Raw genomic sequence first — 13,050 nt, 5'->3', positions numbered from 1 at the left:
GATCATTGCCTTGAACAAGAAACAACGCGACGAACTCAGTAAGTATCTCAGCTATGTGCTACGCCATGCTCCGCACTCCATCGGCTTGACCTTGGACCGCGAAGGTTGGGCCGAGGTGGATACACTATTGCGCAATGCCGCTGAGCAAGGACGCAGTTTTGATCGCGCCGCCCTGCGCGACGTGGTTGAAACCAACGACAAGAAGCGCTTCACCCTTTCGGACGATGCGCGATATATCCGCGCCGCCCAAGGCCACAGCACGACTCAGGTCGCCCTCCAACATGTCGAAAAGACCCCACCTGCCCTGCTCTACCACGGAACCGCCAGCCGTTTCATGGCGTCCATCGAGGTACAGGGTCTGGTTGCCGGTTCTCGCCACCATGTGCACTTGAGCGAGGATCCAGAAACGGCGCTGGGCGTGGGTAGGCGCTACGGAGAACCCGTGTTGCTGGTGATAGACACGTTGAAGATGCGCGAAGCTGGCGCGCGTTTCTACCAAGCGGACAATGGTGTGTGGTTGGTGAATGAGGTGGCGGTGGGTTATTGGAGTCGAGCGTAGCAGGAGTGGTAACTGGCTTCACTCTGGCAAAAAAGTGCCGAGGGAATGAAAAGCATCGCGACTAATGGGATCAATCTAAAGCCAGCTTACTCACATCCTATAACCTAGGTATCAGCAACTAAACTCCTGAAGAAACTGTAGATTTATCGCTAAACGAGATGCACTCCTAGATCTCATCTAAAATGCTCTGCAGCTTGGCAGGGTCCGCAACGGTTCCAAAACGGTAAACAATACCTGCCTTAGGAACCTCAGATGAACGTATTTTCAAGAACGGCACGAAATACTGGGCATCGAGTTTATGCTCAAGGTATCGACCATCCTTTTCAAGGGAAATTTCGACATACGGTCCCTGATCATCATCGAGGCATACTTTAACTCGTGCCCCTGTAAGTGAGTCAATCATTACCCCTCCGCTTTATTCAGCCCTAGAGCAGCTAGACTCGAACATTATCCAGCAACACCTGAATTTTGTCAGGATCAGCAGCCGCGCCAAAATAGTATTCAGTCCCGCCATTGACACTCAACTCCTCACATGGCCCCATCCAGTAGAGTACGTTGTACTCATCATCAAATAAATCACGCAGCGCCCCACTATCCTGAAAGGAAAAAACACGGATATATGGGCCATATCGCGCATCAATAAGAACCTCTATACGCCTACCTGTAACACGGTCAATCATTGGAGCTCCCCTTCCATAAATCAATGCTTGCCAGACTCAATATTCGGCTCACTCACCTTGAACTGCCGGGCCAGATGGTTGGGCGATGCCACTGTTGGTTTTCCGCCATAAAACCCAGGACGACGGCGATAGCCCGTTTGCGAACGCAGCCCCTCTGCCTGCATCAAGCGACCGACTCGATTTCGCCCACAGATCTCTCCTAGCTCTCGCAGGTCATCGTGAATCTTGCGATGGCCATACACGCCGCCGCTTTCTAACCAGGCCTGCTTGATCAAGCCAAGCAGGCGCTGATCTTCTTTGGCTCGGGCAGATTGAGGCTCGGCCAACCAAGCGTAGTAGCCGCTGGGATGCACCTTGAGGGTTTGGCAAAGGCGACGCACTGGGTAATCCGTCGAGTGCTTGTTGATGAAGGCGTACTTCAGCCGCACTCCTTGGCAAAGTACGCGGCGGCCTTCTTTAAGATGTCTCGCTCTTCTGTCACCCGCTTGAGTTCAGCGCGTAGCTTGCGCAGTTCAGCCTGCTGATCATTGTCTTGCTGACGCTGCTCTTGGGGCTTGCTGTAGACCTTGATCCAAGCGTAAAGGCTGTGCACGGACATGCCCAGGCGCTGGGCGACCTCGGCGACAGGTTTGCCTTTTTCGGTCACTTGCTTGACCGCTTCGATCTTGAATTCTTCGGGGTAACGCTGACGACTCATGGCACCTCCTATTTGGGCCTCATTATGAGGCTTGGAGGTGTCTACGAAACCAGGGGCGATTCAAAGCGATAGAGACAGAGTGTAGCCAAGGAGAGCCTAACCCGGAATGAGCGGCTCTCAACAATCTACCAAGGCCCCTGAGAGCCCGCCTTTAAAGCCTGCTACCCATATTGGCACCAAAAGGCAGTCAGCGTCTGCTTGAGAATGCCGAGACTAGGCACCTAGGGTCGTGGCTATGCTGCGACTCCGGGCATTTGGAAGAAAGAGCAAACCGCTGGCTGGAAGCAAGCCACTGACGCTGTACATGCCGAAAGCGGCAAGATCGTGCTGCAACTGTAGCATGTCGGGCGCTTCTCAAGTGTCGAACTGCAACCTGTGCCGTGGTGCAGAATTGAGCATTGCTCCCAGAGAAACCTATTACTGCGGCGGTGCCAAGGCTTACACCGATTGGCCGAATAGCATCTATTGAGGTATGAACACCTTCGAGAATCCTACTGACATTTAAAATATACTGATCTGGCTGTACTCAGAGTCTTGGATGGCCCGATCGATCGTGGTAGCCTATGGCCACCAAGACTAGACAAAGAGTGTTTATATGGAACTGAAGATCTCTAAAGTAAATGGACGAGGGTCATCGTCTACTGAGTACGTTATTATTAGTGTACTCAAGGACTGCAATCTGAAGAACTTCATGATTTGCGATAAGACTTTCAATTCTGATGGCACTCCAAGCAACAAGCACCGCCATGTGTATTTCTTTCCGTCGTGCGAGGTAAAACAGGGAGAGGTGGTATGGCTGAACACTTGTCCCGGCACAAATGGTAAAAATGAGACGAGCGGTGGCAAGCGCGCCCATGAGTTCTATTGGGGGCTAAACTCTTCTGTATGGAATGACGGTGGCGACAGAGCGCATCTGATTAAGATAGCGGCAATTGACACCTTGGATGTACCGCCTATTGCGTAGAAAGCGCTGCCCAATCGAGAGTCTACCGAAATTAATATTAAACTCGGCAACTTCCGTGATGGGCAGCTTCAATTCACAAAACACTATCTTACAGCCAAAGCCAGACTTCAATTCACTTTAAATCAAAAATCGCGAACTGCTATAGCTAGGCACGACAGCGACTAAAAACCTTCACCCCCAATCTACTCCAGCCTCACTAATCCCGACATTAACACTCAGCACCCTAATAGGTGTCCGCTTACACCGCAGAATGCCCTGCAACTAATAAAGTATCGTATGCTAGCCGTCAGCTACTTCGATACACTTTCACTTTTTCTATGTCATTATCCACTCATTTGCCTCCTAGACTTGGCATTACGCGGCGGTCACGGAGGTGCTCCTTGTACTGCTCGCAGTATTCATCGATAAGAATCTGTCTCGGCATATTACTGAACATGTTGCTATCGCCGGCGAGTGTGTGATTTGGCGGTGGGGCCGTCACAAACCTGCCGTTCATTGCATCAACAATCAGAATGTAGGAAAAAAGATGCCGCGATTCTAATCCTCGAACCTGCCAATTCTCCGGAACTCGATTCCGAACCTTATATTTAGCGGCTTGTTTTTTTGACCAAAACAGCAATGCGTGAGTGCCTTTCTCATGACTCGTCCCATAAGGTGCTCCTGTCTCTAGGTCAAACAGTGTCCAAAAAGGGGCTCCTACACTAAGCTCGGTTGGGATTACATTATGACGGAGCCGCATTCCCAAAAGCTTTCCAATTGAGGGTATTTCTTCAATGCTCAAAGCTGAAATTCGATTCCGCTCAGCAAAATCCTTTGCCCCGGATTGGAATCCGCTGGCAGAAACGATGACGCCTATCACGTCTGAAAGCTCATCAATCTTTGCTTTGAACGCCAAAACGTCGTTGCGTTCTGTACGCCTTTTTGTATTTTTACACTCAATAGCAACTCGATGCCGTATCCCAACCACTTCAAACTCATAATAAACGTCAATCTGATACTCAGCCCCATCTCTACCTATCAAACAAGCATCTTTAGCTACGACGACGTTGTGGCCACCAAGGCTCAAAAGCGTCTGATAGACGTACTGAACGTGATCTTCAAAATCCTTCCAATTTAATTCACTAGACGATTCTTCACGTTGTTGTTCGAGAATTTCTATTAGGCCAAGCATCGACCGAGGGGTTGTCTTATACATGATAGAAAAATTAACCTGAATGTGATTGGAGCCTGACTTGACTACGTCGGAAGGCTGGTTTGTATCTTAGATGAATTACATTACGCTATGCAGTAGCTCTCAGGATGCTTGCAGCCTGAGAGGGGCTAGCCGCACCCGAAGCGCAGAGAGCTGACTTGCAGCATTGACGCGGCGTGGTTGAGTAGATTAGATCAACATAGCCGAAAGGTGCTAGCAGATGCCTGGTGCGAAACCAGCTAGCTGTAGCGGAAGGTGATGACTCTACCGGCGGGGCGAGCCTCAGCTCCGAACGGTTCGGATGGGTAGAAAAATTCGCCTTAAGTCAATATTGTCCGCACCAACATTTTTGAAAAGGCGCCGGAATCGCATGAGTGACCCATCACCGAGTACGAATGAGCTAGTTGAGACGCTGAAGGTGCAAGCTGAAGTGCTATTTCAGGCATCGCAAATAGAAGCTGGAGACTCACCTGATGAACGCGATGAGTTTACCCGGCAGCAACTGAGGCGTGCATCGGAGCTGGTCAAGGGCGCAGCAGCTTTGGGCGCGATTGAAAACTCAGCCTGTTTGGGAATTTTGAGCCGAAGCTTGCTTGAGCAATTGATCACATCCTTATGGGGCATCAGGTCCATCGAGAATGCTGAATCCCAGATGGGCGCGGGGTCTGCTGAACTGGCGAAGGCCCTCAAAATGAACCTGAAAGCAGGTACCGCCAGGATCTTTGATCGTGATACGGGGGAAGACGTTACCGCGAAATTTCTGGAGAGCGAGCAGGCAAAACAAACACGTCGACGCAAAAATGTAGAAGATCAGGCTAGGGAAGCCGACGTACAAGATCTGTATACCGTGTTCTATCGACTGTTATCACTCGAAACGCATGGTCACAGTGAGACCCCGGCTGAAAAATCTAAAATCAGCGCTTTGTGCCTTATCCATCTTCAAGGCATCGGGGCAATCAGTCGAGGTATCGGCCAGGCGTGCGTGTGGTGGCTGATGCATAGGTCCTGGCCAGACAACGAGTCGTTACGTGATGTGTTAGGCCTGAACACTAAACCCCAGAAATCTGCCGACTCCGGGAGTACAGGGCGGCAGTAAACATGCTGGTAAAACCTTATACGAGCAGAGGCGCGCAGTCCGAGAAGGCAAAAGGCCACTTCTTGGTCTATAAATGGAGACCCCATCACAGGAGCTTCATCATGAGCAAACCTCAAGACCGCACCATTTCCCAGCGCCCAGATGGAAAGTGGGAGAACAAGCGAAACGATTCTGACCGAGCTTCCAGCGTCCACGACACACAGGCCGAGGCTCAGCAGGCCGCACGAGAAATGCTGCAAAATCAAGGTGGCGGTGAAATGACGACCAAGGGGCGCGACGGCCAATTCCGGGCTAAAGACACCATCAAGCCAGGCAATGATCCTCGTAACATCAAAGGCTGAGGGATAAGCCCTCCTCGCTGGTTCCTATGGCGCTTCGCAGACGAAGCGCCAGTCTCTAAAAAACTGCCAACTGAGCCCTCCAGGGATCCGGCTAGTTGACCTCTGCGCAGAATGACACCAGCGGGTAATCAGCCACTCCTTGAGGAGGACTAGGTCGTTACAATTTCTTTCACCGCCGCGAGCAGCTCTGCTCGACTTAATCAGTCATGCGAAGATGAGGCCATCACTAAGCCTCGGCCGAGGTGACTATGAGAACCTTAGTCGCTGTGCGTGGTGGCCATCACTTCGGCAATTATCCACTCGCTGAAAGCCTGGGAAATACAGCTGGCAGCTCAGCAAGCAGGAAAGCTGATCCTGCCTGGTGACGAGATATGCGCTCACACTGAGCGACAATTCAACCAGCCTCTAGAGCATTGAAAGCTGGTGAGCTTACTGATCCAGATGCCATGCGATTGGCCTGGGATGCGTTGCTTCGAATGCTCGATAGGATCGCGCCTGACTATCGTGACTAAGCTGCTTGGGCCGACAGCCGTCGTCTTACGCTCTCGCATTTTCTGCTCCTCTTGCCGGAGCATCGCTCGCGAAAGACAAGGCTGTTCAGTGGAGATCGTGTCCGCATTTCTAAGAGCGGACACAATCACCCTACCGGCCTTGTCTGTTATATGAGGTTCGCTAGGTTAGTCCTAAAAATGGTCTTCAACTAATCCGCTCCGGTAGTACCGTTTGGATGCAGGAACGAGCATTATTTCACCATCCCTTTTACTTGAATTCCCCGGAAGTGTTCCGACTTTTGGAGTGCTGCTGCACGTCGATCGCCACTGTCTACAAGGCGGTCGAGAATGACTAGCAGGCCGCGGGCTTGCGTGTGCGTCAGTGGGTAGTTGGCATGTGCGAGGCTTTGGATGACCCCTGAAATAGATGCCGGAATGTCCGCTGCCTTCCAGCGTTCTAGGCGGAATCCCTCGGCGTCCATGCTCACCGACACTAAGCGCTCGAAGTCCTGGATAGGCATTAAGCTACCTGCCCGCTCGCTGAGGATTAGAAACTGATCCATTACCGAGTCTACCCAACCCGCTGCCGTCATCAGTCGATCAATCTGACCAAAAAGCATTGGAAGGTCGTCCCACTTGCCATTTGCAAAGCGTGCTGCACCTGGACACTCCTTCGCGGACGTCAACATGAAGGAGCGAATCATCGAGTTGAGGTGCCGATCTCGAATTTCTCCGGAGCGATAACTGTCCGGCGAGAAGTCGCCCTCGTCTAGCATTCGGTTCATCAACACTTTTAGAACGCCAAGAGCCCGTTCGGACAGCACAGGCGCATCGTAGATGAAGCGGCATGTCAGGTGATCTGTCAACACGTCGATGAACTGAAGCACGTCTCTGTGTTTGTGCTTTATCAAAGGCTCAACGAACGCATGTGCTATGGCATCGGTAGACGTGTGGACGATGACGCGTGCCACCAGACCTGCCAATGCATCGAGCCATTCGTAAAGCTGCGTTGAGGGATCATCCTTTTCATCACCGAATGAGGGGAACATCCGCTCCGCTGTCCACGAAATCAGTTCGCCGGTAAACGCGAGTATCTGAGGGCGATACGCATCGCTTTCTCCCCAGGCTTCAATGGGGAACAGTTTCATCACGCCTGCTGCATACTGCGGATCGATGTCGAATTCAGGATATGTCCACGCTTGGGAGTCGTCGTCGTAGCGTTTTCCTCTGTGAAGCCGCTCAGGACTGCGGACCCAAGGTTGCGGAGGTGCAATGAATGTCGATTTGCTCTCAGGTGCGTCTAGGCGCTCAATCGCTCGCCTCAGCGCAGCCTCACGATGAGAGCTAGCCTCCATGTCTTCTCCGTCATCATCAAAGGAACGACTAGAAAAATGGTTGGCAAATAGTTCAGATGCGAGAACACCGGCATTCCAGACGAGCGATTCAGGCATCACCCGTGCGTCAAAGAGCCCGGTGAAAGCTGTCTGAGAAATATTCGGATTGGGGTCCGCTGCCAGGGTGAGAAGGCGGGATGCCGACGTAGGCCTCGGTGAGTTGCTCTCCAGGTCGCGCTTGAGCGCAGCCATGTAATAATTTCGAGGGTCATCGGCATATTTGCTGTAGCCGTACAGGCCTTTTGGCTCTTGGCCCTCGGCCATACGATCCATGATCGACCAAGCCCATTCGAGATTTTCTGCTGTGCTATCAAATCGAATGACCGCTGCGGCACAAGCCACGACAGCTGCTTGTCTGATTCCTATTTCAGCACCGGCTTCTTCGATCCTGAGCAGAAGGCTCGGATCATCCCGTGTCCTTGCGAATGCCACAGCAGTTTTGATGGTAGCTTGGACATTGATTATTCCCTTGCTGAGCGAGTCCGCAGCCCATGCAACGATGTTGAAGTCATGCAGCGTTTTTGCGTTCTCCTCCAATTTTTCCTTACGAGCTTCGCTAATTTTTGTTGGATTGCGATAGATAACCTGCGCAGCACTCTCATTTTCGCGCACGTTCACCAGCTGATAATTGTCCTTGTTCGCAAACTGTGCCCACCCCTGCGCCCGCTCGCGCATCTCTGTCTCCAAGACTTCATTGCCTACTTCTTCCTCGAATTGGTAAGGAAGCTTGGCCGGAAACTCACCGATATCAGTCATGAAAGAGGTTCGTTCACCTTCATCTTCACTAAGCGCATAGAGGTAAGCCAGATCCTTCAGAGAGGACTTGCGGTAACTGCGTCCTTTGAGGTAGGCATCTCCCTCACGCTGCTTGGGGTTCATGCGCGCTCTGGGGTCCAGTCCAAACAGATTGATATCGCGACTACCTTCTTGGACGTGCCGAATATGATCGTGGCTCCACAACCGCTGAGATACCAACAGTGCGCGAAGAGCGGGTGACCTCTCATTTCGTTCGATTACGAGAGACACGGCAAGCCCGAGCGCTGCGATTCCTTCATGGCCTTCGGTGACTTGCTGGATCAGTTCGGCGAGGTCCGCGCCGTCGTCGAGCCTTTTGTGTGCCCACTGCGTGAGTGCTAGATAAGCAGCCTCGACAGGGAGAGGCCCCCCTTCGCCGAAGTACCACGAATAGCTCCGCTGGTTACCCCAGAAGGTTTGCGGCCCCCACGGAAAGTTGATTTGAATCGGGATCAGAGTTCCAAGCTTTTGGCAGTTAATCTCGTAAATTTGGCGCAAACCGGTTGTCGCGTGATTGGCAATGTCGCGGACCAGTGAACGTGCTACGTGTGGAGCGCTCTGAAAAAGTCCGTCAAAAGGCTCATGCGCCGGAGACTGTGGATAGAAGAGATTGTGGCCCCGGTCCACGCCGATGTGATCGAGGTTGTAATGATCAGTGCCGATGGAGTGGAACATGTGAGAGTGATTGAGCATACGCTTTTCGGCTTCGCTACGATCCTGCTCGGGCTTATCTCTCACCGCCTTCAAGTTCGCAAAATATTCTTCGTCCCGGCGTCTCTTGCGGTCGCGCTCCTCCTTCGGAAGCTCGCGCAGAACTTCGACCCTCACAAGCTGTGCGAGCTTCTCGGGGAAGGACTGTGCTAGCAATCCAGAGAGCGCGAAAACCGATTTCAGTACCGAATTTTCTCTCCTTTCCCAAACCATCAAGCGATCCAGTGCACGCCCAGCGGGTTCTGGATAGCTCCGCGCAGCGCGCAGGATAAGCTTACGCAAGTCTCCAGCCAGGCTGTCGAGTGTGTCGCTCCTGAGACCTGCCCAGCGCTCTGAACTTTTCGTTTCAAGATCTATGAGCCATTCCTCGCAGATTGCGATGAGTTTGGCCGAAGGCGCGTTCGGGAAGTCGGCGCACAAGTTTTGCCATACGCCGAACAGGTCAACCACATGAGGAATAGCTTGAGCTGGGAAGTCGATGTGCCTGGCAAACACCCATTCCAGTACGCGTCGCCAAGTTGGCACATCCGAGGGCCACCCCAACATGTCGGCAGCTCGGACGAGCATTGAGCTTTCAAAACCTAGATTCAGACTTTGCAGAACGACCGGACTAGGGATCGTCCGCTCGGCTTGAAACCATACTAAAAACTTGTGGAGAAGGGCATGTTGGTCAGCCGATGTCAGCGCATCAAATGCCGCGACGTGCTCCAGAAACCTGCCACTTGCAGAAGGTCCCAGCAGCCAGTCTCGTCGCCACTGAGGGCGCAGATGGCGTTGAGTCAGTTCAGCAAATGTACTGCCCCAACTATGGCCTCGCTCGTAATCGCGCTGCGAAAGTAGACCAACGATGCGCGCAAGTAGTGGAGGTTCACCAGCTGCAACTAGTGCGTCAGGCCAGTCTCCACGCTTGTCGATCAGGAGGCGGTAGAATGCCCACTCGAAGAAGATGTCATGTGTGAATTTGTAGGCTGTCCCAGCCTCGACAGCGTCGATGATTCTATCGCGCCTCAGTCCTTGGAGTTGAGCGATGCTCTCCGGTTTTACTGCACGCCCGTGAATGTCTTTGCCGAGCGAAGAGGCCCCCATCTCAGCAAAGTCAAGGATGGCTCGTTGGCGAGCATCCGCGGCCTCAGGTTCAACATTATGGCCTCCAGCGCGCCACCAGGCCTCAATCAATTCACTCTCGGTCTGAGGAGCACCTTGATCGAATCCGAGACTAGAAGCTTGATCCGCGAGTACGGCAGCAAAGAAAGGACGGCGTGCAATTTCTCTAACCGCAGGTACGCCTAACAGAAGAGGCTGGAGCGCAGTATGTTGCTTTGCAAGTACAGTAGCCTCTTCATCGTCCAGCACGCCGACAGTCACGTTCCCGATGCCACCGGTAGCGTAAAGCGATCTGGATATCCATGACCTCAGTACCTCAAGTCCCTGGTCGCGAGAGGTTACCAAAACACGCCAATGAGCGAGTTCTGTCTCTCGTTCGATCGCATGTAACAAGTCGGTGATGATGCCTCTATTCTCTTGATTGATGCGATCGACCCCATCAATGAAGAGAATGGGTGTGCCCGAGCCTCCGATCTCACCGAGAAGTGCCGCTGCTGTGTGGTGAATGAGCCCATGGTGTCTCGCAAAGCTTCTCCAGTTCGCCCCTTCCAAGCGGTCCGATTTTAAGAAAAGGACCGGTCCATTTTTCATGGCGCGCTCGACATATCGGCGGAGCACCACCGATTTTCCACAGCCGGGAAGCCCACTGATGTTGGTCAACACATGGCGCGCTACCGCTTCCTCCGATAAGGTGAGAAGCGCGGGCCGATCTACAGTAAATCCAGCAATATCGTCTCGAATGTCTGCGACTGCGTCCTTCGCTAGGTCGGTAAGGATGGCAATATCCGGCTCATACACGGGAGCAATGCGCAGTTTTACCAGGGTGCGCATTTCGTTAATCAACTCGTTCCTTTTCCAGACTCGCGCAGAACCTTCGCCGGCGCGGACATGGCGCGCCAAGACCTCCGCAAAATTCTCACCCCCAGAAGTCGAAATCTCACCCAGACGATTGGTGAGGTCGGCGTACCGGTCACCACCCGAAGCAAGGTTGTCGAATCGGTGGCCTACGAAGTGGCGATAAAATTCCCACTCTTCTTGCGAGTTGCCAGCTTGAGTGAGAGGTAGTAGCTCCTCTCGGAGGCTGATGTCCTCAACGCTCGACTCGCCGCCCTTCACAAAGCGAGATGCGAAGTCCGCTCCATTCGTGCTTGCTACAGCACGCGAAATGATGTTGCTCAGAGCTTCGAAACGGCCGATTGCCACTGTTTCAGCTACAAAGCCGTACCGATCAGAACCAACTCTAAAGTCTGGCTTTTTTCGCGTTGCGACAGCCTCAGCCATGATCGCCTTGAAGTCCGAATCATTCTTGCTGATGACGACCTTGCTTTTGACTTGGAGGCTGGTCCTCGTTTGTTGACCAGCCGCTTCAGAGTCGACAACGAGGTCGTCCATGGGCTCGCCCTGACGATGTTGTTGAACGGCAACGCGCACCACCACTCCGCGTGTTGCCATCGCAGACTCTTCGCGCAGTAGCGCTGTGAGGTAGTAAGCCACGACGAGGTCTTCATAGGTGAAGCCTTCACCGCCAGTGAGTTTTGAAGAGCGGGAGCGTTGAGGACGTTTTGCCATACTTTTGCCTAATTTGCAGCTCAGCCTCGCTCAGCGTTTTGGCTAGGCGGCCGGGCTGGGTTCGTTTTTCTGAACGCACATGGTTCCGTGGCGCTTCGTCGATCTTTACCTGTGGCGCGTTGGCCGTGATGTGTCCTAGCGACAAGCTACGTTACTCACTTAGACGTTACGGGCAAGCGGCGCAAGACCATCGAGTCTAGCCCGCCTAGCCAGCGAATGCGTGCTCTTGATCAAGAAAGCCTGTAGCGCATTCTCGTCTATTTGCCGACGCACACTGGCAGCAAACTCTTGGATCAATTGCTGAACAGAACGGGCGCCCGCGATTGACCGATATGGCTCCATTGATTCGGTAGCAAGCTACCATTTGTGCCTAAGCGGCCGAGCCGTAAGGGCGTGTCAACAATCGGCTTACAGCGCGACAGTTAAATTAAAACAAATAGCGACTACTCCAACTAAGCTAATACTTACAGGGGACACAGAAGCCCATTCATATTAAAGGGCTTCGGTGGAATAAAGATAATATCAAGCCTGAAGGGAACGTCTTGCTAGCATTACAAATTCATTGTAAAGATGGTAGCACTGTGCACTGAGCGCATTAAGTTCTTTAATCTTGCTGTCAACATATGGTGGCCAGACTCGACCTCTGAACTGATCAGGAATACATGAGTACATAGGGCCACCGTTTAGATCATATGCACTCATCGCCAGCTTGGTATTAAATCGATTAAGGACCTCCCATAATGCCTGGCGTTTCCCTTCAAGCTCTTCATTCAGGAACTTCTTCTCTGCACAGTTCCAATTAAGCACAAATAATTCGATTTCATCTACATACGTCTGATTAAATGAACTGCCCAGATCATGGTCTCTGAGAAAGGTTAGTGAGCGACCGTTGGATGGAAGATCGCTCAAAAATTTTCTTAGCAGTTCTTGATCAACCACTCGCTGTCTTTCAGCTCGCTTAGCAGACTCTTCATACTGTTTAGCGAGCTTTTTCGATTCTGCTAGATTTCCCTTGTGAGTAAGATATTTTGTAACCCCATTCGCTAGTAGGTTGTGCGCAAGACCACCCAGAATGAGTAGCGCTCCATAAAATTTATCTTTATCGCTATTTTGCAGCTCAGCCAAGGAGAATTTTGAGACGAAATTTAAATTTAAAGTGTCAATCAGCCAGTTGGCTATGATAACGCTCGCAGTGTCCGGGGTTAACAAAATCGTTGTTCCAGTTCCCACTACCAGCCAGGTGAGCTTATTAGAGAAATCAGGCAGCAAAATTTTTTTGATAAAATCGAGAGATAATTTTTTAAATTCTTCTAACATTGGCATGGCTGAGTCTAAGCAAGTGAAGTGGTCAAGTATTCTAGCATGGCCCACCAGCGTTACCAGCCAATGCAATCCTAATTTTCTTTGGTTTTTGGCCTCTGCTGTATTTTCACATATGATTTTCTGTACCTCTTGCG

At 52.0% G+C, this 13,050-nt stretch carries 9 protein-coding genes and 3 pseudogenes; 6 read left to right on the top strand and 6 right to left on the bottom strand.

Annotated elements, in window-relative coordinates; genetic code table 11:
• Positions 1-10 precede the first annotated feature (10 nt).
• Positions 11-559, top strand: coding sequence for an RNA 2'-phosphotransferase (locus ACNFHO_RS01660; protein ID WP_416764934.1), 549 nt, complete (start codon positions 11-13; stop codon positions 557-559).
• Positions 560-725: 166 nt separating this feature from the next.
• On the opposite strand, the gene ACNFHO_RS01655 is transcribed toward ACNFHO_RS01660, so the two are convergent.
• The 3 genes and pseudogenes from ACNFHO_RS01655 to ACNFHO_RS01645 all read right to left on the bottom strand — a co-directional run.
• Complete coding sequence (locus ACNFHO_RS01655; protein WP_151924980.1) at positions 726-962, bottom strand: hypothetical protein; 237 nt, start codon at positions 960-962, stop codon at positions 726-728.
• 31 nt (positions 963-993) lie between these two features.
• A complete protein-coding gene (locus tag ACNFHO_RS01650; protein ID WP_151924981.1) occupies positions 994-1,239 on the bottom strand; it encodes a hypothetical protein in 246 nt (81 codons plus the stop codon).
• A 41-nt stretch (positions 1,240-1,280) separates the two neighbouring features.
• Positions 1,281-1,936 (bottom strand): annotated as a pseudogene (locus ACNFHO_RS01645) (IS3 family transposase); the annotation flags it as partial.
• Between the two features lie 225 nt (positions 1,937-2,161).
• On the opposite strand from ACNFHO_RS01645, the pseudogene ACNFHO_RS01640 reads away from it, so the two are divergent.
• Positions 2,162-2,272, top strand: a pseudogene (locus ACNFHO_RS01640) (alkene reductase); the annotation flags it as partial.
• Between the two features lie 259 nt (positions 2,273-2,531).
• Positions 2,532-2,900, top strand: a complete 369-nt coding sequence (locus ACNFHO_RS01635; RefSeq protein WP_416764933.1) for a hypothetical protein — start codon at positions 2,532-2,534, stop codon at positions 2,898-2,900.
• A 331-nt stretch (positions 2,901-3,231) separates the two neighbouring features.
• On the opposite strand, the gene ACNFHO_RS01630 is transcribed toward ACNFHO_RS01635, so the two are convergent.
• On the bottom strand, positions 3,232-4,095 hold the full coding sequence (locus ACNFHO_RS01630; protein ID WP_416764932.1) for a restriction endonuclease: 864 nt from the start codon (positions 4,093-4,095) through the stop codon (positions 3,232-3,234).
• Between the two features lie 367 nt (positions 4,096-4,462).
• On the opposite strand from ACNFHO_RS01630, the gene ACNFHO_RS01625 reads away from it, so the two are divergent.
• The 3 genes and pseudogenes from ACNFHO_RS01625 to ACNFHO_RS01615 all read left to right on the top strand — a co-directional run.
• Positions 4,463-5,188, top strand: coding sequence for a DUF5677 domain-containing protein (locus ACNFHO_RS01625; protein ID WP_416764930.1), 726 nt, complete (start codon positions 4,463-4,465; stop codon positions 5,186-5,188).
• A gap of 101 nt (positions 5,189-5,289) precedes the next feature.
• Positions 5,290-5,529 (top strand): DUF2188 domain-containing protein, encoded by a 240-nt coding sequence (locus ACNFHO_RS01620; RefSeq protein ID WP_064615052.1) that lies wholly within the window; start codon positions 5,290-5,292, stop codon positions 5,527-5,529.
• A 306-nt stretch (positions 5,530-5,835) separates the two neighbouring features.
• Positions 5,836-6,041: pseudogene (locus ACNFHO_RS01615) on the top strand (class II aldolase/adducin family protein); the annotation flags it as partial.
• A 230-nt stretch (positions 6,042-6,271) separates the two neighbouring features.
• Here the strand turns inward: ACNFHO_RS01615 and ACNFHO_RS01610 are convergent.
• Both ACNFHO_RS01610 and ACNFHO_RS01605 read right to left on the bottom strand, forming a co-directional pair.
• Positions 6,272-11,593: a hypothetical protein gene (locus ACNFHO_RS01610; protein WP_416764928.1), complete on the bottom strand. Its 5,322-nt coding sequence runs from the start codon at positions 11,591-11,593 to the stop codon at positions 6,272-6,274.
• A 522-nt stretch (positions 11,594-12,115) separates the two neighbouring features.
• Positions 12,116-12,916, bottom strand: coding sequence for a hypothetical protein (locus ACNFHO_RS01605; RefSeq protein ID WP_416764927.1), 801 nt, complete (start codon positions 12,914-12,916; stop codon positions 12,116-12,118).
• Between the last annotated feature and the right edge of the window lie 134 nt (positions 12,917-13,050).

Origin of the sequence: Pseudomonas sp. NY15374, assembly GCF_048068255.1 — a bacterium.
GTDB classification, from domain to species: Bacteria; Pseudomonadota; Gammaproteobacteria; order Pseudomonadales; family Pseudomonadaceae; genus Aquipseudomonas; species Aquipseudomonas machongensis.
Note: the sequence above shows the minus strand (reverse complement) of the source record. Positions and strands in the feature narration are given on the sequence as shown.

What these genes read in the sequence shown, in the direction of transcription:
- ACNFHO_RS01610 (WP_416764928.1), bottom strand. Translation starts at nt 11,593, where the DNA reads ATGGCAAAACGTCCTCAACGCTCCCGCTCTTCAAAACTCACTGGCGGT.
- ACNFHO_RS01630 (WP_416764932.1), bottom strand. Translation starts at nt 4,095, where the DNA reads ATGTATAAGACAACCCCTCGGTCGATGCTTGGCCTAATAGAAATTCTC.
- ACNFHO_RS01655 (WP_151924980.1), bottom strand. Translation starts at nt 962, where the DNA reads ATGATTGACTCACTTACAGGGGCACGAGTTAAAGTATGCCTCGATGAT.
- ACNFHO_RS01635 (WP_416764933.1), top strand. Translation starts at nt 2,532, where the DNA reads ATGGAACTGAAGATCTCTAAAGTAAATGGACGAGGGTCATCGTCTACT.
- ACNFHO_RS01650 (WP_151924981.1), bottom strand. Translation starts at nt 1,239, where the DNA reads ATGATTGACCGTGTTACAGGTAGGCGTATAGAGGTTCTTATTGATGCG.
- ACNFHO_RS01605 (WP_416764927.1), bottom strand. Translation starts at nt 12,916, where the DNA reads ATGCCAATGTTAGAAGAATTTAAAAAATTATCTCTCGATTTTATCAAA.
- ACNFHO_RS01620 (WP_064615052.1), top strand. Translation starts at nt 5,290, where the DNA reads ATGAGCAAACCTCAAGACCGCACCATTTCCCAGCGCCCAGATGGAAAG.
- ACNFHO_RS01625 (WP_416764930.1), top strand. Translation starts at nt 4,463, where the DNA reads ATGAGTGACCCATCACCGAGTACGAATGAGCTAGTTGAGACGCTGAAG.